Annotated in this window: 14 protein-coding genes; 9 read left to right on the forward strand and 5 right to left on the reverse strand. The window is 63.5% G+C overall.

Annotation, left to right across the window (positions count from 1 at the left end; translation table 11 throughout):
* Nucleotides 1–54: 54 nt before the first annotated feature.
* A complete protein-coding gene (locus VGG89_01165; GenBank protein ID HEY1975138.1) occupies nt 55–1479 on the reverse strand; it encodes a glycerol-3-phosphate dehydrogenase/oxidase in 1425 nt (474 codons plus the stop codon).
* Nucleotides 1476–2960, reverse strand: a complete 1485-nt coding sequence (glpK, locus tag VGG89_01170) for a glycerol kinase GlpK (protein HEY1975139.1) — start codon at nt 2958–2960, stop codon at nt 1476–1478. The genes VGG89_01165 and glpK overlap by 4 nt, the downstream gene beginning before the upstream one ends.
* Before the next feature lie 79 nt (nt 2961–3039).
* Between glpK and VGG89_01175 the strand changes: the two genes are divergently transcribed.
* Genes VGG89_01175 through VGG89_01190 form a run of 4 tightly spaced genes read left to right on the forward strand, consistent with a single transcriptional unit; the run spans nt 3040 to nt 6787 of the window.
* Nucleotides 3040–3336, forward strand: a complete 297-nt coding sequence (locus tag VGG89_01175) for a zinc-ribbon domain containing protein (protein HEY1975140.1) — start codon at nt 3040–3042, stop codon at nt 3334–3336.
* Nucleotides 3333–4337: an S-methyl-5-thioribose-1-phosphate isomerase gene (gene mtnA / locus VGG89_01180; protein ID HEY1975141.1), complete on the forward strand. Its 1005-nt coding sequence runs from the start codon at nt 3333–3335 to the stop codon at nt 4335–4337. The genes VGG89_01175 and mtnA overlap by 4 nt, the downstream gene beginning before the upstream one ends.
* Nucleotides 4338–4378: 41 nt before the next feature.
* Nucleotides 4379–5794 (forward strand): alkaline phosphatase family protein, encoded by a 1416-nt coding sequence (locus tag VGG89_01185; protein ID HEY1975142.1) that lies wholly within the window; start codon nt 4379–4381, stop codon nt 5792–5794.
* Nucleotides 5795–6787 (forward strand): hypothetical protein, encoded by a 993-nt coding sequence (locus VGG89_01190; GenBank protein HEY1975143.1) that lies wholly within the window; start codon nt 5795–5797, stop codon nt 6785–6787.
* 81 nt (nt 6788–6868) lie between these two features.
* Here the strand turns inward: VGG89_01190 and VGG89_01195 are convergent, their stop codons facing one another.
* The 3 genes from VGG89_01195 to VGG89_01205 all read right to left on the reverse strand — a co-directional run bounded on the left by VGG89_01195 (nt 6869) and on the right by VGG89_01205 (nt 10056).
* The gene (locus tag VGG89_01195) at nt 6869–7774 is read right to left on the reverse strand and encodes a hypothetical protein (GenBank protein ID HEY1975144.1); all 906 of its coding nucleotides are present in this window, start codon (nt 7772–7774) and stop codon (nt 6869–6871) included.
* Between the two features lie 2 nt (nt 7775–7776).
* Complete coding sequence (locus VGG89_01200) at nt 7777–8310, reverse strand: Uma2 family endonuclease (GenBank protein ID HEY1975145.1); 534 nt, start codon at nt 8308–8310, stop codon at nt 7777–7779.
* 120 nt (nt 8311–8430) lie between these two features.
* Nucleotides 8431–10056: a peptide ABC transporter substrate-binding protein gene (locus VGG89_01205; GenBank protein HEY1975146.1), complete on the reverse strand. Its 1626-nt coding sequence runs from the start codon at nt 10054–10056 to the stop codon at nt 8431–8433.
* 80 nt (nt 10057–10136) lie between these two features.
* Between VGG89_01205 and purB the strand changes: the two genes are divergently transcribed.
* The 5 genes from purB to VGG89_01230 all read left to right on the forward strand — a co-directional run bounded on the left by purB (nt 10137) and on the right by VGG89_01230 (nt 16284).
* Nucleotides 10137–11561, forward strand: coding sequence for an adenylosuccinate lyase (gene purB / locus VGG89_01210; GenBank protein HEY1975147.1), 1425 nt, complete (start codon nt 10137–10139; stop codon nt 11559–11561).
* A gap of 123 nt (nt 11562–11684) precedes the next feature.
* The gene (locus VGG89_01215) at nt 11685–12884 is read left to right on the forward strand and encodes a phosphoribosylaminoimidazolesuccinocarboxamide synthase (GenBank protein HEY1975148.1); all 1200 of its coding nucleotides are present in this window, start codon (nt 11685–11687) and stop codon (nt 12882–12884) included.
* On the forward strand, nt 12877–15108 hold the full coding sequence (gene purL, locus VGG89_01220) for a phosphoribosylformylglycinamidine synthase subunit PurL (GenBank protein ID HEY1975149.1): 2232 nt from the start codon (nt 12877–12879) through the stop codon (nt 15106–15108). Before VGG89_01215 ends, purL begins: the two co-directional genes overlap by 8 nt.
* Before the next feature lies 1 nt (nt 15109).
* Nucleotides 15110–15877, forward strand: a complete 768-nt coding sequence (gene purQ / locus VGG89_01225; GenBank protein ID HEY1975150.1) for a phosphoribosylformylglycinamidine synthase I — start codon at nt 15110–15112, stop codon at nt 15875–15877.
* On the forward strand, nt 15874–16284 hold the full coding sequence (locus VGG89_01230) for a hypothetical protein (protein HEY1975151.1): 411 nt from the start codon (nt 15874–15876) through the stop codon (nt 16282–16284). Before purQ ends, VGG89_01230 begins: the two co-directional genes overlap by 4 nt.
* Nucleotides 16285–16290 lie beyond the last annotated feature (6 nt).

The raw sequence follows: 16290 nt of genomic DNA on the forward strand, positions 1-16290 counted from the left end.
ATCCTCCGGACTTACTATCGGTTCGCGCACGAGGCTGCAACAGGGGCGATGAGCTTACGCCTGCTCGGCCGCTAAGCGCGCGACTTCATCGCGGCACGCTTGTGTTGCACGGCTATCCAAAAAGCCTAGACGCGTGCGGCGGAAGAGCACGTCGTCGACGCTTCGCGCCATCTCGTTACGAAAACCGTTGACGACATCGGCTAGCGTATACGGAAAATCCGGATGAAGCGGGCGTGCCAGATCTGGCTGGGCGCTCGTGAGCGTTTCGACCTCGCTCGTTCCGTCGTGCAGCGCAAGCCGCGCGGTCACGCACGGCGCCCGCGGTAGATCCGCCGAGTCGATCGCCGCATCGATCGTGTCTTGCGCCATCTTGCGATAGGTCGTCCACTTGCCGCCGGCAATCGTTACGAGCCCGCTGCGCGCAACGTCGACGAAATGCTCGCGCGACACGCGCGCGGTCGACGACGAGGGGTGCCGCGCGACGAGCGGACGCAAACCCGCGAAAGCGGCGCCGATCTTAGCCGCGTCGATCGTTACGTTGGAGTACCGCCCGATCGTCTCGAGCAAAAAAGCAATCTCCGCATCGGTCGGCTGCGGATCGGCGACCGGTTCGGTCGCCGGAACGTCGGTCGTGCCGACTAGCAGACGGCCGTGCCACGGGATCGCGAAGACGACGCGCCCATCGGCCGTCTTCGGTACGAGCACGGCGTCGTCACTCCACATTGCGTGCGGTTCGATAACGATATGCGTACCGCGGCTGAGTTCGAGAAACGGCGAGGCCGAGGGGTCGTCGAGCTTGCGAAGCGCGTCGGCGAAGATGCCGCACGCGTTGATGACGACGTTTGCGCGCAGCTCGAAGACGTTGCCCGATTCCTCGTCGCGTACGGTAGCAATGCGACCCTGCGCGATGCGCGTACAGCGCGCATAGTTCGCTAACGCGGCGCCGTGGTGTGCGGCGGTGCGCGCCAGCTCGATCGCCAAGCGGGCGTCGTCGAACTGCCCGTCGTGATACTCGATCGCGCCGCGCAAGCCGTCCGCGCGCAGCCATGGAACGCGGCGCAGAGCCTCGTCGCGGCCCGCGAATCGACTGCGAGCGAAGCCGGTGCGATGTCCGGCCAGCACGTCGTAGAGTTTGAGGCCCGTCGCATAGTACGGAATCTCGAGCCAACGATACGCCGGCGTGAGGAATGCGACGCTTTTCACCAGATGCGGTGCGTTCTGAAGCAGCAGCGATCGCTCGTGCAGCGCCTCGCGCACGAGAGACACGTCGCCGCGCGCCAAATAGCGCACGCCGCCGTGAACGAGCTTGGTCGAACGGCTCGACGTGCCCGCGGCGAAATCGTGCGCCTCGACCAATGCGGTGCGGTAGCCGCGCGACGCCGCATCGACCGCGCAGCCAAGACCCGTCGCACCGCCGCCGACGATCGCCACGTCGAACGTTTCGTTCGCTAGGCGCGCCAGCATGGCCGCGCGATTCACGTCCCGTGTTTTCCGAGCGTGCGCGCGACCGCGGTCTGCCAGCCGGCGATCAGTTTGGTTCGTGTCGCGGTGTCGATGCGCGGTTCAAAACGCCGTTCTTGCTGCCACAGCCGTTCGATCGCGTCGAGGTCGTTCCAATAGCCGGCGTGCAGTCCGGCGAGATACGCGGCGCCGAGCGCGGTCGTTTCGACGACGCGCGGACGCACGACGTCGACGCCGAGTACGTCGGCTTGGAACTGCATCGCCAAGTCATCGCGCGCCGCGCCGCCGTCGACGCGCAGCTCGCGCAGCGCGAATCCCGCGTCGCCGGCCATTGCGTCGACGACGTCGAGCGTTTGGTAGGCCATCGATTCGAGGGTCGCGCGGGCGAGGTGTGCGCGCGTCGTCGCGCGCGTTAAGCCGAAGATGGCGCCGCGCGCGTACGGATCCCAATACGGCGCTCCCAAGCCGGTGAGCGCGGGAACGAAATACACGCCGCCGTTATCGGGTACCGAACCGGCCAGTCGTTCGACGGCCTGCGAGTCGGCGATGATCCCGAGTCCGTCACGCAGCCATTGGACGGCGGCGCCCGTGACGAAGATGGAGCCCTCCAGCGCGTAGGTGCGCTGCGTTGCCGTCGTAAACGCGACCGTCGCGAGCAGCCCGTGCGTGCTGTGCACGATGTTCTCACCGGTATTGAGCACAACGAACGAGCCGGTGCCGTAGGTGTTCTTGGCAAGTCCTTTTCGGAAACCGGCTTGCCCAAAGAGCGCGGCTTGCTGATCGCCGGCAATCCCGCCGATCGAGATCGTTCCGCCGAACAGGTCTGTAGCGGTTGCGCCGTAGTCAGCGCACGACGGGCGAATCTCCGGCAACATCGCGCGCGGCACCGCGAACAGCTCGAGTAGCGCGTCGTCCCAGTCGAGCGTTTCGATGTTGAGCAGCAACGTGCGCGACGCGTTGGTATGATCGGTAGCGTGCACCGCGCCGCCGGTGAGATTCCAGATCAGCCACGAATCGACGGTGCCGAATGCGAGCTCGCCGCGCTCGGCGCGTTCGCGCAGGCCAGACGTACGATCGAGAATCCACGCGATCTTCGTCGCCGAGAAATACGGATCGAGCACCAGACCCGTCTTACGCGCGACCATCGCGGCGGACGCGCGAAGTTCTTCACAACGCGCCGCGGTGCGGCGATCTTGCCAGACGATCGCGGGACCGACCGGCGCGCCGCTCGCGCGCTCCCATACGATCGTCGTTTCGCGCTGATTGGTAATGCCGATCGCGGCGACGTCGGCCGCCGTTGCGCCGGCCGCTCGCATAGCGTTGCGAGCGGTCGCGAGCTGCGTCTCCCAGATCTCGCGCGGATCGTGCTCCACCCAGCCGTCCTGCGGAAAGTGCTGCCGGAACTCGCGCTGATCGACGGCCACAATGGCACCAGCGGCATCGAAAAGCATCGCACGCGAGCTGGTCGTCCCTTGGTCGAGCGCGAGCACGAAGGGCATAGCAGCCGGACGCGTTCACCTGCAGGAGCTCTGTTACCTAGGTCGCATTACCCCGGCTCAGCCCGTTGTGGAGGCCCCCTTGGAAGACAAGATGCTTACCTGTAAGGATTGCGGAAATCAGTTCGCGTTCACAGCACGCGAGCAGCAATTCTTCGCCGAAAAAGGCTTCACGAACCAGCCCCAACGCTGTCGCGACTGCCGGCAAGCCCGTCGCTCGCAAAACGGCGATTCGGCACCGCGGTCCAACCAGCGACCCAGCTACGAGGCCGTGTGCGCGGCGTGCGGTGTGGAGACAACCGTACCGTTCCGTCCGCGCGGCGATCGTCCGGTGTACTGCCGCAGTTGCTATTCGGCGCAGGTTCCGGCAACGGTTTGACGTCCTTTACGGCGGTCGCCTGGGAGGGCGACGCCGTCGTCTACCTCGATCAGCGCCAGCTTCCGCACGACGTCCGCTACGAACGCGCGTGCTCCGTCGACGAGTTCGAGAGTGCGATCAAGACGTTAGCGGTTCGCGGTGCGCCGTGCATCGGCGTCTTCGGTGCGTTCGGCGCAGCGCTGCTCATGCGGACCGTTTCCGGCCAAGCGGATCTCGCCGCGGCGTTAGCGCGCCTGCGCAACGCCCGGCCAACCGCCGTGAATCTCGCGTGGGCGGTCGATCGTGTGAGCGCGGCGGCCGATCCGTTGGAAGAAGCCCACACGATCGCGCGCGAGCAAGTCGCCGTCGATGCGGCGATCGCTGAAAATGGGCTCGAGCTCGTCCCCAAGGGCGCGCGCATTCTCACGCACTGCAACACCGGACCGCTCGCGACCGCGGGCGGCGGTACGGCACTCGGCGTCATCATTGCCGCGCAACGTGCCGGAAAGAAACCGCGGGTTTTCGTCGATGAAACGCGGCCGCTGCTGCAAGGCTCGCGCCTAAACTATCTCGAGCTGACGCAAGCCGGCGTCGATGCGGTGCTGCAGCCCGATTCGGCCGCAGCCATTGCGATGGCGCGCAAGGGTATCGATCTGGTGATCGTCGGCGCCGATCGCATCGTGCGCAACGGCGACACCGCCAACAAGATCGGGACGTACGGCCTGGCCATCCTGGCGGCGCATCACGGCATTCCGTTTTACGTCGCGGCCCCGCGCTCGACGTTCGATCCCTCGATCGAAACCGGCGAGGACATTCCGATTGAAGAGCGTTCTCCCGACGAAGTCACCGGCTTCGGCGGCGTTCGCGTCGCACCGGAGGGCGCGGTGGTGTATAACCCCGCGTTCGACGTCACCCCAGGCCGGCTCATTACGGCGATCGTCACCGAGTACGGCATTCTCAGAGCGCCCTACGGCGAGTCGATTCCCGGCCTCGAGTTACGCCCCCACGTTAGCATTCGTTAACCTATAAGAGGGGCGACTTCGGCTTGTCCGAAGTGGCTTGCATGCTACGCCGTATCGTTTCCGCTATTGGTTGCGCCGCGCTGCTTTGTGCGTGCGGCGGCAACGTGACGCCGCCTACCAGCGCTCTCGCGAATCCGGACGCGGTGTTATCAAGGCTGCGACCCGCCAAGGCCGCCGCAGGCAGCCCGATTGAGCACGTCATCGTCGTGATTCAAGAGAATCGCACGACGGATAATTTGTTTAACGGCTTCCCCGGCGCCGATACGGTTACGGCCGGCACGGATCATAAGGGCAACCCTGTTACGCTACAACCCCAAGGACTCGAATGGGAGTACGATCCGAGCCACTCGCATCCGTCGCTTGCGACCGAGTACGACGGTGGGAAAATGAACGGCTTCGATCTCGACACGTGCGATTCCGATCCGCTCAATCTCGCCGGTGGATGCACGCCGCCTAAAGACTTCGCGTACTCGTTCGTCCCGCCGGCCGAGGTCACGTGGTATTGGCTGCTCGCGGGCAAATTCGATTTCGCCGGCAAAGGATACGGATTTGCCGATCGCATGTTTTCGTCGCGCCAGGTCCCGTCATTCCCGGGACATCAGTTCTTAGTAGCCGGACAAACGCCGGCAGCGGGCGATCCGTGGGGCACGGGCGCGAAAGGCTTGGCCTCCATTTGGGGATGCGATGCGCCCAAATCGCACGTCGCCGAGTTCGGTAAGAGCTATTCCGCTCCGCTCGTCCAAGGCGTCCCGTGCTACGACTATCAATCGATCGCCGATTTGATGGACGCGAAGGGGGTGTCGTGGAGGTACTACACCGGCGCCATCGGCACGGTCGATGGAGGAATCAGCGCGTTCGATGCGATCAAGCGTGTACGATACAGCGGCGACTGGGTCAACGTCGTCACGCCGATGACGCAGATCCTTAGTGACATTCAAAACGGAACGCTGCCGCAGGTCTCGTTCGTGACGCCTCCGTTTGCGGCATCCGATCACGGCGCGACGCTCTCGGCCGGAGGGCCGGCTTGGGTCATGTCGCTGTACGCCGCGCTGACCGAGAATCCGGCACTCTACAAGTCGACGACGATGCTCGTGACCTGGGACGACTCGGGCGGCTGGTACGATCACGTGGCGCCGCCGCACGATACGTTCGGGCCGCTGGGATTCCGCGTGCCGCTCATCGCGGTTTCGCCCTACGCTCGGCAAAAAGTCTCGCACGTGACGCATACGTTCGGGAGCGTCCTGCACTATATCGAAAAGAACTTTGCGCTCGGAACGCTGCACCAAGAAGACGAGCATTCGGATAATCTGTCCGATATGTTCAACTACAAACAGACGCCGATAGCGCCTATCGCGCATTTTGGCTCGTTCGACCGCACCGCGTTCGAGCGGGTATATACGCCGGCTTACTGGCAACGCTTTGCCCGCGACAAGCGTAGGGTCGACACGGACCAGTAGTTGAAGTTCTACGATTTCGTCGACAAAGAGCCGGCGATCGCGAAGCTCGTCATCGTCGAAGGTACAGAACGGGTATTGGCCGATCGTGCGCTCGAGATTTTGCTCGACAGGCTGTTGCCGCCGGACGTGCGCGACCTCAACCTCGACCGCATTTCCCCCGACGACGTCGGCGATGCGTCACGGGTGCGCGAAGCGGTGCAGGCGATGCCGTTTCTTGCCGAGCGGCGCGTGGTGGTCGTCACCGATTCGCAGACCTTGCGCGCGCAGCCTCGGCGCGATCTGTGGGATGCAGCACAAGCCGTACCCGACGGCAACACGCTGATTCTGATGGACTTGCTGTCGCCGCGATCGGAGCGCCCCAAAGCTTTTGGCGCGCAGGCCGGCCGGGCGGCGATGCGGATCGACACGACGGCAGGCGAAGAAGCGCGCGAGCGATTCGTCACGGAAACGCTCGAGCGGTTGGGCGCGAAAGCCGAGCCGCGTGCGATTGACGAGCTGGCGCGCAGCGAAGCCGATCTAGCGGCGGTTCGCAACGATCTCGAGAAACTGGCGCTGCTCGGGAAGAAGATCAGCGTCGCCGATCTCGAGCGTGAATCGCTCTCGATCGAGGATCCCAAGGCGTACAAGTACGCCAGCGCGCTCGTCGAGGGGCGAATGGCCGAAGCGCTGGGTATCGCAAACGATTTCTTTTCGAGCGATCCGCGTGGTGCGGCGATTCCGCTGCTGTCGGCACTCGCGACGGAATGCGGCTTCTTATGGGAGATGGCACGCGCGGGGGGCGAGTTGCCGTCGCGAGCGAAATGGCGCGAGCGCGCGCTGCGTCCGCTAGCGCAGCGCGTCGGCGAACGGCGCGCGCGCGTTGCGTACGAACGAGCCGTCGGCGGCGTTGAATCGATCGTCACGGGCAAAGCCGGCAACGATCCCGACGATCACCGGGCGCTGGTCGAACGCATCAGCGTCGAACTCTCGGGAATGTCAAAACCGTCGAGGTGATAGGCTTAGGAGGCGCCTGCCCTTCGACTTCGCGCCCTTCGGGCGCTACGCTCAGGATGACAATGGCGGCGCTTTTGTGGTTTACGGTTCGCGCAAGATTTGGCCGGAGTCCATGAACGGAAGAATGGGTAGTGTCGAGGCTGCGGCCTTAATGTCGCTGAAGGTGATCGTTGCCGTTGTGAAGGTACGATCCCCGCGAAAAACGAGCGGTGCTCCAGCGATCTCCGATTCGATATACATCGCGCCGCCGATGTCTTGGAACGTGACCTCCCATGGTACGGCATTCATGGGGGCTCCGGTGAAGTTTCCTTGCGTCACGAGCTTTACGACTTGGAACGTATAAGCGTCGATCCATAGCTCCCGTAGTCGATATTTCGTAGGGTCGCGACGCGGCTGCAAGCGCAGATGATACACGTAGAAGCCGTTTAGCGTTTCTGTACCAAGGTTCGTAATATCGTATGCACGGTCCACCGCGTTGACCGTTGCGATGGTGCGGAGCCCGCCTTTGGGCGTGGGCTCTCCCGTTGTCGAGACTGGTTCCGGCTGCTGTAGTGGATCTAGGCCGAATGAATATTCCGGGCTGACCATCGGCACGCCGAGATAATCCGGTGAGCTTTCTTTGCGGTGATCGTCCATCTTCAAGGACCCAACGTTTCCGCCGGCATTCTTGTTCCAGCTAAACTCCAGGTTGATCTTGAAGTTGATGCCGCTCGTTTCATGCGGCGTGGACCGTTCTTCGTCGCTTATGCCTTCGACGCGAATGTCGCCCGTTGCCGAAGCTTCGCCGTCGTAGTGCTCTTGCTCGTCCTTAGCTCCCTCGGTCACGTGGATGGTGGTTCTGAACTGAACCTCGTCGGGATACTTTTGCGTACGCCAAACGGACCGCGCGCGATCGAAGATCCGATACGGATCGTTGCTTTGGAGTGGCGCTAGGCCGAGCAGCGCGGTTGCGAGGACGCTGCAAGCCACAACTTGGCAAGGTTGCATCGCTAGATTTCGAGCGACGCGAAGAGAGGTGCTGTCTCGAAACGCAGCCACGGAACGGAGCTGCATTGGAAGAAGTCGCCACGCGAGAACGTGGTCGAACCGCCGCGCTCGTGGGCGGTAATGACTTCTCGATCGGGATCGACGTCCAGTACGACGAGGCTGCCGTTCGCTAAGTAAGCGGCGATCTTCGCGGCGATATGCGCCTCGCGATCCGAAGGAGACCGAACTTCGACGACGATGTCGGGCGCAAAGGGCGGCTCCTCGCGTGCGTTTTCAGAAAGCGATCGCAATCGTTCCAGTGCCACCCACGCAACGTCGGGTACCAACGTCGTTGCTCCGTTACCGCCGGCCGGCAAGTGGAAGCGCCACTCGGTCGCGACCTGGCCGAACGATCCGCCGAGCCGGTCGATCAATGCCGCGATGCGCCACTGCAGGACGGCGTGCTTGCGCTTCGGGCTCACCTTGCGCACGCAGCGGCCGTCGAGGATTTCCAGGTACGGCTTGTCGTCGAGGTCGATATGAACCACTGCACCCATAGTATATCACTACGGCCAGCGCTGACGGCTAGGTGCTAACTACAGCCGCGATGCGTTAGATGCGCCTGCCCTTCGACTTCGCGCCCTTCGGGCGCTACGCTCAGGATGACAGGAGCGGAGCTAGATGCTCCATTGCCAGGCGTTCCAGGATTCGACCGTCGGATTCGGCGAGAAGCCTTTGAAATCGACGCTAATCGCCTCCATTTGTCGCTGCCACCAGAAGAAGATGTACGGGTTGTCGCGCACGAGTAAATGCTCGATCCGCGAGTACGCTTTCTTGCGCGGACCGATGTCGTAGTGCGTGAGGGCGTCGCGCTGCGCCGACTCCATATCGCGATTGCAGTAGCGCGCCGTGTTGTAACCATTGGGCGGCAGCATGGCACAGATGAACTGCGATGAGTCGTCGGGATCGATACCGGCGTACCACGGGGCGAGCGTGAGGTCGAACTTGCCGCTTTGCAGGATGCCGCCCATGGCTTGGGTTGCGTAGAGCAGATCCTGCGGATAGTACTTGATCTCGACGTCGATACCGATGCGCTTGAGCGCCTCCTGCACCAAGAGGCTTTCTTCGCGATGGGTGGCGTTGGCGTTGTCGGTGGAGAGCAGCAGCGACAGCGGTTTGTCGTCGCGGCGTGCGATGCCGTCAGGTCCCGGACGCCAACCCGCCTGAGCGAGGAGTTGCCGTGCCGTCGCGACGTCGTGCGGATACGACTTCACCGTAGGATCGAACGCCCACATCCAATCCGGAAGGTCGCCGGTGGCGATCTTGTCTTGGTTGTACGTCAAGCGCGAGACGAGACTGGACTTATCGAGCGCGTACGCGATCGCGCGGCGCACGAGCGGATCGGAAATCCCCGGATGCTGCACGTTGAACTCGAGGGCCTCGAAAGCGTTCATGTCGACGAAGACTAACCGCACGTTGGGCACGTTCTTGAGCGCGGGGTACGTGTTGATCGACGCTTGGAAGATGTAGTCGATCGCGTGCGTCCGCAGCAAGTTAATCGCGGTATTTTCGTCGGGCACGAACTGGACGATGACCCGGTTGAGACCCGGCTTGCCTTTGAAAAAGTTCGGATTGTTGTCCATCACGATGCGATCGCCGTGGGCCCACGAGGCAAACTTGAAGGGGCCGTCGTTGACCGACGGTTCGTTGTTGAACGGAAGCTGGTTGATGTTTGGGTATTTCGAGAGCACGTGCGCGGGCACGAGATTGTACGGTTGATCGCTCTCGGCAAAAAACGTGTTGACGAACGGCGCGAAGCGCTCTTTGAGGTGCACGACCGCCGTGTCGGCGTCGGGCGTGTCGATCGATCGCACGTTGTCGTAGCCGTGGCGCGAGATGACGTTGTCGTTCGGATTGACGATCGCTTGCCACGAGAACTTCACGTCTTGGGACGTGACCGGCGTTCCGTCGCTCCACTTGGCGTCTCTGCGCAGGTGATAAGTAATCGTGAGGCCGTCCTTGCTGATGCCGCCGTTGGTCAGGGAGGGGACGACCGACGCGAGCATGGGCACCGGGTCGCCTTTGGGATCGGCCGAAACGAGCGGCTCGAACATCAGCCGGTCGATGAAGCCGTCGGTCGTATCGGTGGCAAGGAGCGGGTTGAGGCTCTTGGGCTCCGTCACCACCGCGACGCGAAGCACGCCGGGCTGCGTGCCGTTATGCCGGCCGCCGCCCCCGATCGCCGACCGGCTGCAGCCAGCTAAAAGGAAGAGCGCCGCACAGGCAATCGCGATGTACTTCATAGTCTACTCTTCTCGCTCTGGGGTGGCGCCTGCCCTTCGACAGGCTCAGGGTGACACGAGGGGGAAGGCGATTCCGTCCAATGGATTCCGCCACGTACGCCTCACCGTTCTCCTGGAGATACGGTCGCGCCGAGCTTCGTTCGCTCTTTTCCGAGCAGACGCGCCGCCGGCTGTGGCGCTGCGTTTGGGTGGCGTTGGCCGAGGCGCAGGCGGCCGAAGGACTCGTCACCGAGGCCGAAGTCGCCGATCTGCGCGCGCACGCCGGTCACATCGATATCGATGCCGCGCTCGCGATCGAGCGCGAGATCCATCACGATTTAATGGCCGAAATCCGCGTGTTCGCGTCGCAGGCCAAGACCGGCGGTGCGAAGCTGCATCTCGGCGCGACGTCGATGGACGTCGAAGACACGGTCGAGACCTACCGGCTTCGCTTGGCGCTTTCGTGGATCGGCGCTTCGCTCCAGGACCTGCTGCGCGCGTTCGCCGAAAAAATTCGCGAGTACGCCCATCTCACGTGCATGGCGTTCACGCACTTACAGCCGGCCGAACCGACGACCTTGGGCTACCGGCTTGCCGTCTACGCGCAGGATCTGACGATCGACGACGCAGCGCTGCGCTTCGCGTTTGAGAATCTGACGACCAAGGGCCTGCGCGGCGCGGTCGGCACGGCAGCCTCGTACGAGCATCTACTCGACGGTTCGGGCAAGTCGTCCGAGATCGAGCGTTACGTCTTAGGAAAATTTGGGCTGGAAGCTCGTGAGATCAGCACGCAAACGTATCCTCGCAAGCTCGACTACTTACTGCTGACGGCGCTGGCCGGGCTGGGCGCGTCGCTCTCGAAATTCGCAGCCGACGTGCGCATTCTCAGCTCGCCCGAGTTCGGCGAAGTGGCCGAGCCGTTCGGCAAAGCCCAGGTCGGCAGCTCGGCTATGCCGTTCAAGCGCAATCCGATTCTGTGCGAACGCATCGACTCGCTCGCGCGGCTGCTTGCCGGCTACAGCGACGTGGCGTGGCAGAACGCGGCCACGAACTATTTGGAGCGCACGCTCGACGACAGCGCCAACCGCCGCACGATTCTTCCCGAAGCGATGCTGTGCGCCGACGAGCTCGTTTCGCTGGCGAAGCGCGTGATCGGCGGACTGAAGGTCAACGAGCGGCGCATCGCGCACAACCTGCGCACGTACGGTCCGTTCGCCGGCACCGAAGCCGTGATGATGGAAGCCGTGCGCTCGGGCGGCGACCGCCAGCAGGTGCACGAAACGATTCGCTCCGCCTCGATGCAGGCGTGGGAGTCGCTGGCGCGCGGCGAGGACAACCCGCTTTCGCAGCTCCTGGTGGAAGATCGCGATCTCACGTCGCGCGTCGATCCCGCCGAAATTCGCCGGTTGCTCGATCCCGGCAAGCACGTCGGTACCGCCCCGCAGCGCGCGCTATTGCTGGCGGACAACATCGAGAACATGCAACCCTTTCCAAAGCAAGACGAGGTCCCGCTACATGTCAGCTAAAGAGGTAACGATCGTTTGGGGCGCCCTAGGGGAATCACCGCCGGACGATACGTTTATGCGCCCCATGGTATGGGGGCCCCACGAAGTGGGGGGCGCGGAGGCCGGGCCGGAGCGCCTTCAAAAATGAATAAGGGTTTAGAAATCGCGCGCGGCAAGACCAAAGTGCTCTACGAGCACGCCGGTCAACCGGATCAGCTCGTCGTCGCGCAGACCGATAATATTTCGGCCGGCGACGGGGCGCGCCGCAACGAGATCGCCGGTAAAGGGCGCCTCGCCGCGCAGACCACGGCGCGCGTCTTCCGTTTGCTCAATCTCTGCGGGCTGCCGACGCACTATCTCAACGGCGGTGAGGACGACGATCAGAACGAGATGGTCGTGCGCCGCTGCAACATGATCCCGCTGGAAGTCGTGACGCGGGGTGTGGCCGCCGGCTCGTTCGTCAAGCGCAATCCCAACGTGCAGCGCGGCATGCTGCTGGTTCCGCGGCTTACCGAGTTCTTTCTCAAAGACGACGCTAACCACGATCCGATGATCTCGCCCGACGAAATCATCTCGCGCGGCATCGCGCAGCCGCACGAAGTGGCCGCGATGACCGAGATGGCCCGTTTGACGTTCGACATCCTCACGCACGCGTGGCGCCGCCGCGACACGCTGCTGGTCGATTTGAAGATCGAGTTCGGCCGTTTGGCCGGCGGCGAGAATCAGGGGCAGCTCGTTATCGCCGACGTCATCGACAACGACTCGTGGCGAATCTGGCCGCAGGGGCGCGAGGATCTGATGCTCGACAAGCAGATCTATCGCAATCTGCAGAGCGTCGACGATGCCGCGCTGGCCGACGTCAAGCGCGCCTACGAAAAGGTTGCCGATCTGGTCGGTACGTTTCCGGTGATGCGTCCCGGAATGGTCGCGGTGCTGGCGGATTCCACTTCGCAAGTCGAGCGGGTCAACGAGGTGGTGCAAGCCATCGGACAACTGGGACTGCCGACGGTGCGCCACGTCGCGAGTCCGGCAACGACCCCAGGCTACGTGCTGCAGCTCATCGGGCAGCTCGAAGCGACGTTCGCGCGGCTGATTTTCGTCAGCGTCGGCGAGAACGATCTGCTGCGGACGATGCTCGACGCAGCCTCGTCATCGCCGGTGCTCGATGGAAGGGCCGCGACCAATCAGCTCACGATGCAGTGCGCGAAGCTCTTCGGGCTCGAGGATACGGTGCTCTACGGGCGGACGCTGCTGATGCAAGCCAACGCGCGTTCGAGCGTGGTCCATGCCGACGCGGCTTTACAGCAGCCTCAGCATTTAATGCAGGGCGCCGTTCTTGGTTAATCAGGCGCCCGTCAACGTCGCGCTGCGTAAAGACGAACTCGAGCGCATCGCGCAACGCCTAGGCCGGGAGCCGACCGCCGCGGAGCTGCACGCGTTCGACGCACAGTGGAGCGAGCATTGCAGCTATAAGTCGAGCCGCCATCACCTCAAGAAGCTTCCGACGAGCGGCCCGGACGTGATATTGGGACCGGCCGAAGATTCCGGAATTCTCTATCTCGGCGAGCACGACGGCGAGCGATACGGCGTCGTGATCGCGCACGAGTCGCACAACCATCCTTCGCAGGTCGTGCCCTTCGAGGGTGCGGCGACCGGTATCGGCGGGATCGTGCGCGACGTGCTGTGCATGGGCGCCGAAGTCGTCGCGGTCGCCGATCCGCTGCGCTTCGGACGAATCGACGACCCCGACTCGCATCAGCGTTCGGTCGCGGTCGGCGTCGTCGACGGCATCGCCGCGTACGGCAACGCGATCGGCGTGCCGAACCTCGCGGGCGACGTATATTTCGACGAAAGCTTTGACGACAATTGCCTCGTCAACGTCGTCGCGCTCGGCATCGTCAAAGAATCCGAGATCGTTCACTCGTTTGCGCCGAAGGATGCCGAGGGATGGGACATCGTGCTCGTCGGCAAGGCCACCGACGCCAGCGGCTTCGGCGGGGCCTCGTTCTCGTCGCTCACCCTCGACACCGAAGACGAAGAAGCGAACAAAGGCGCGGTTCAAGTTCCCGATCCGTTTTTGAAAAACGTTTTGATGCGCGCGAGCTATCGCGCCTTCGCCTATTTACGCGATCATAACATCGAAGCCGGCTTTAAGGATCTTGGCGCGGGTGGCGTGATGGGCTGTTCGGCCGAGATCGTTTCCAGCGGCGGATTCGGCGCCGACATCAATCTCGACGAGGTCAACGTCGCGATCGAGAACATGCCGCCGGAAGTGATCGCCGTCGGCGAAACGCAGGAACGCCTGCTCTGGGTGTTGCCGCCGCACGTGACGCCCGAGATCCTGCGCATCTATAACGACCAATACACGTTGCCGCAGATCGCCTACAACGCGCGCGCAACGATCGTCGGCCGCGTGACGCGCGAAAAGAAATACGTGCTTCGTCATCGCGGACACGTTGTGATGGACGTCGACATCGATTTTCTTACCGGCTCGATTCGCGACGAGCTGCCGTTTACGGAGTTGCAGCCGGCGGTGCTGCGCGACGAGGACATCGTCTATCCGCAGCTTGCGACCGACGAGATCGTGGATCTGCTGCCACGCGTGCTGGCACACCAGGCGGTTTGCTCCCGAGAACCGCTCTATCGCCGTTACGACGCGGTCGTGCGCGGCTTGACGGTGATTCCGCGCGGCGCCGGCGAGGCCGGTGTGTTTGCTGCCGTGCGCGGCGGCAAGCTCGGCGTCGCGCTGTCCGTCGCCGGAAATCCGCGCTACGGACGGCTCAATCCGCAGCGCGCGGCGGAGCTCGCGGTCGTCGAAGCGGCGTGCAAGGTCTACGCGACCGGCGCGCGGCCGATCGGCTTGACGGATTGCTTGAACTTCGGCAATCCCCGCAAGATCGAGCAGTATAGCGAGTTCGTCGCAGCTATCGATGGCTTGGGCGCTGCCGCACGCGAGCTCGGCCTGGCGTTCGTGTCGGGAAACGTGAGTCTGTATAACGAGTCGACCGCCGGCATGGCGGTCGCCGCGTCAGCGATCGTCGCGTGCGTCGGCGCGCTCGACGATCTGGCAAAGACGATTACCCCCGGAGTCAAGCAAGCCGGAAACGCGCTCTTCGTTGTCGGCAACGTCAGCCCCGGATTTGGCGGAACGGTGTTCGCCGAGCTGCTTGGCAACGATGACGACAACGTGCCGATGTTGGAGTATCCGCAACTGCGCGTCGACCTCGAGTTCCTTCGCGCCGCAATGCGCGAGGGTGTCGTTCGATCCTGCACGCCGGTTGGGGCGGGCGGAACGCTGGCGGCGATCGCGCGGGCGCTCTTTGCCGCGCGCGGCGCGGGCCGTTCCCTCGGTGCGGAGGTCGACGGAGAAGCCTATTTCGACGAAACGCCCGGTTTCGTCGTTGAAGTCGACGACCAGGAACTCTTCCTGCGGCTCGCCGGCGCCGCTACGGTTCGCCGCGTCGGAACGGTGTCGAAGGCCGCGCATTTCGTCATCAACGGCGAGTCGCTGCACGTCGAGGATTTGTACCGGGTTTGGTCGGCGCCGCTGGCTGAGGTGTATCCGTAAGATGAGCGGGAAGATCGCGGTTCCGATTTTCCCCGGAACGAACTCCGAAAACGAAACGGTGGCGCTGCTGCGCGACTGCGGCGGCGACGCCGAGCTCGTCCACTGGTCTGCGGCTGAGACGTTGGGGCGGTACGACGCCTACGTCCTCTCCGGCGGATTCGCGTACGAGGATCGCATTCGCGCCGGCGCGATTGCCGCGCACGACCGGATCATGGATTTCGTCATCGAGGGCGCGCAGAACGGTAAACTCGTGTTCGGCGTCTGCAACGGCGCGCAGATCGTACTCGAAGCGGGTCTGGTTCCCGGTACCGGGGCGATACGCCGTCCCACCGCCGCGTTTACGCGCAACGCGCCCGAACCGCATTTCGTGTGTCGTCACGTGTATTTAAAGATCGCGATCGATCCGTCGCGCAGCGCGATTACGGCGTCGCTGCCTAAAGACGCGCTCGTGCCGGCGTGGCAGGCCAACGGTGAAGGCCGGCTCGCTGCGACGCCCGAGCACTTGCAAGAAATCGTTGACGGCAGTCACCTGGCGTTCGTCTATGCGTTTGCCGACGGTACGGCTTCGCAGTCGGCATCCCCGAACGGCTCGGCGCTCAACTGCGGCGGGTTGATCAATCGCGCGGGCAACGTGCTGGCGATCATGCCGCATCCCGAACGCGACGCGTGGAACTTCAATCACCTCGATCGCCGCGAGGGCAAAGACGTGCTCGCGCCGTCGGGCGGCGCGATGCTCTTCAAGAGTTTCGTGAAAGCGGTCAACGGTTGAGCGAGCAAGTCATTGCCATTGGATTGAAGATTCCCGACAACAGCGCGTACACCGCGATGGTGACCTTGCGCCGGCTCGGCATCGACGTGGCGCGCGTCGAGCGCAACGATATCCTGCGTTTCGATAACGAGCAGGATCCGGTCCAATTGCGCGCCCATATCGAGCGCGACGAATCCGTTTTCAACCCGAACAAGCATCGCATCAGCCTATTGACCAGCCTCAAGCCGAGGCCGGGCGAAGTGTGGATCGAGACGGTGGGCGGCGAGACAACCGTTGCGGGAATGCCGGCCCGGCGCTACGTTGGCTGGCGGCTCTTCAGCGGCGATTCGCACGCGTCGCGTGCGGTGCTCGACGCGGCGGTCGAATCGCTGCTCTGCAATCCGGCAATCGAAAGGGCAATTTACTAAGCTCAT

The sequence above is a fragment of the Candidatus Baltobacteraceae bacterium genome, assembly GCA_036488875.1.
Lineage (GTDB): Bacteria > Vulcanimicrobiota > Vulcanimicrobiia > Vulcanimicrobiales > Vulcanimicrobiaceae > JAFAHZ01.

Excerpts from the sequence above, each read along its gene's own strand:
- purQ (HEY1975150.1), top strand. The coding sequence starts at position 15,110 with ATGAGCGGGAAGATCGCGGTTCCGATTTTCCCCGGAACGAACTCCGAA.
- VGG89_01200 (HEY1975145.1), bottom strand. The coding sequence starts at position 8,310 with ATGGGTGCAGTGGTTCATATCGACCTCGACGACAAGCCGTACCTGGAA.
- VGG89_01195 (HEY1975144.1), bottom strand. The coding sequence starts at position 7,774 with ATGCAACCTTGCCAAGTTGTGGCTTGCAGCGTCCTCGCAACCGCGCTG.
- VGG89_01185 (HEY1975142.1), top strand. The coding sequence starts at position 4,379 with ATGCTACGCCGTATCGTTTCCGCTATTGGTTGCGCCGCGCTGCTTTGT.
- purB (HEY1975147.1), top strand. The coding sequence starts at position 10,137 with ATGGATTCCGCCACGTACGCCTCACCGTTCTCCTGGAGATACGGTCGC.
- VGG89_01205 (HEY1975146.1), bottom strand. The coding sequence starts at position 10,056 with ATGAAGTACATCGCGATTGCCTGTGCGGCGCTCTTCCTTTTAGCTGGC.
- glpK (HEY1975139.1), bottom strand. The coding sequence starts at position 2,960 with ATGCCCTTCGTGCTCGCGCTCGACCAAGGGACGACCAGCTCGCGTGCG.
- VGG89_01215 (HEY1975148.1), top strand. The coding sequence starts at position 11,685 with ATGAATAAGGGTTTAGAAATCGCGCGCGGCAAGACCAAAGTGCTCTAC.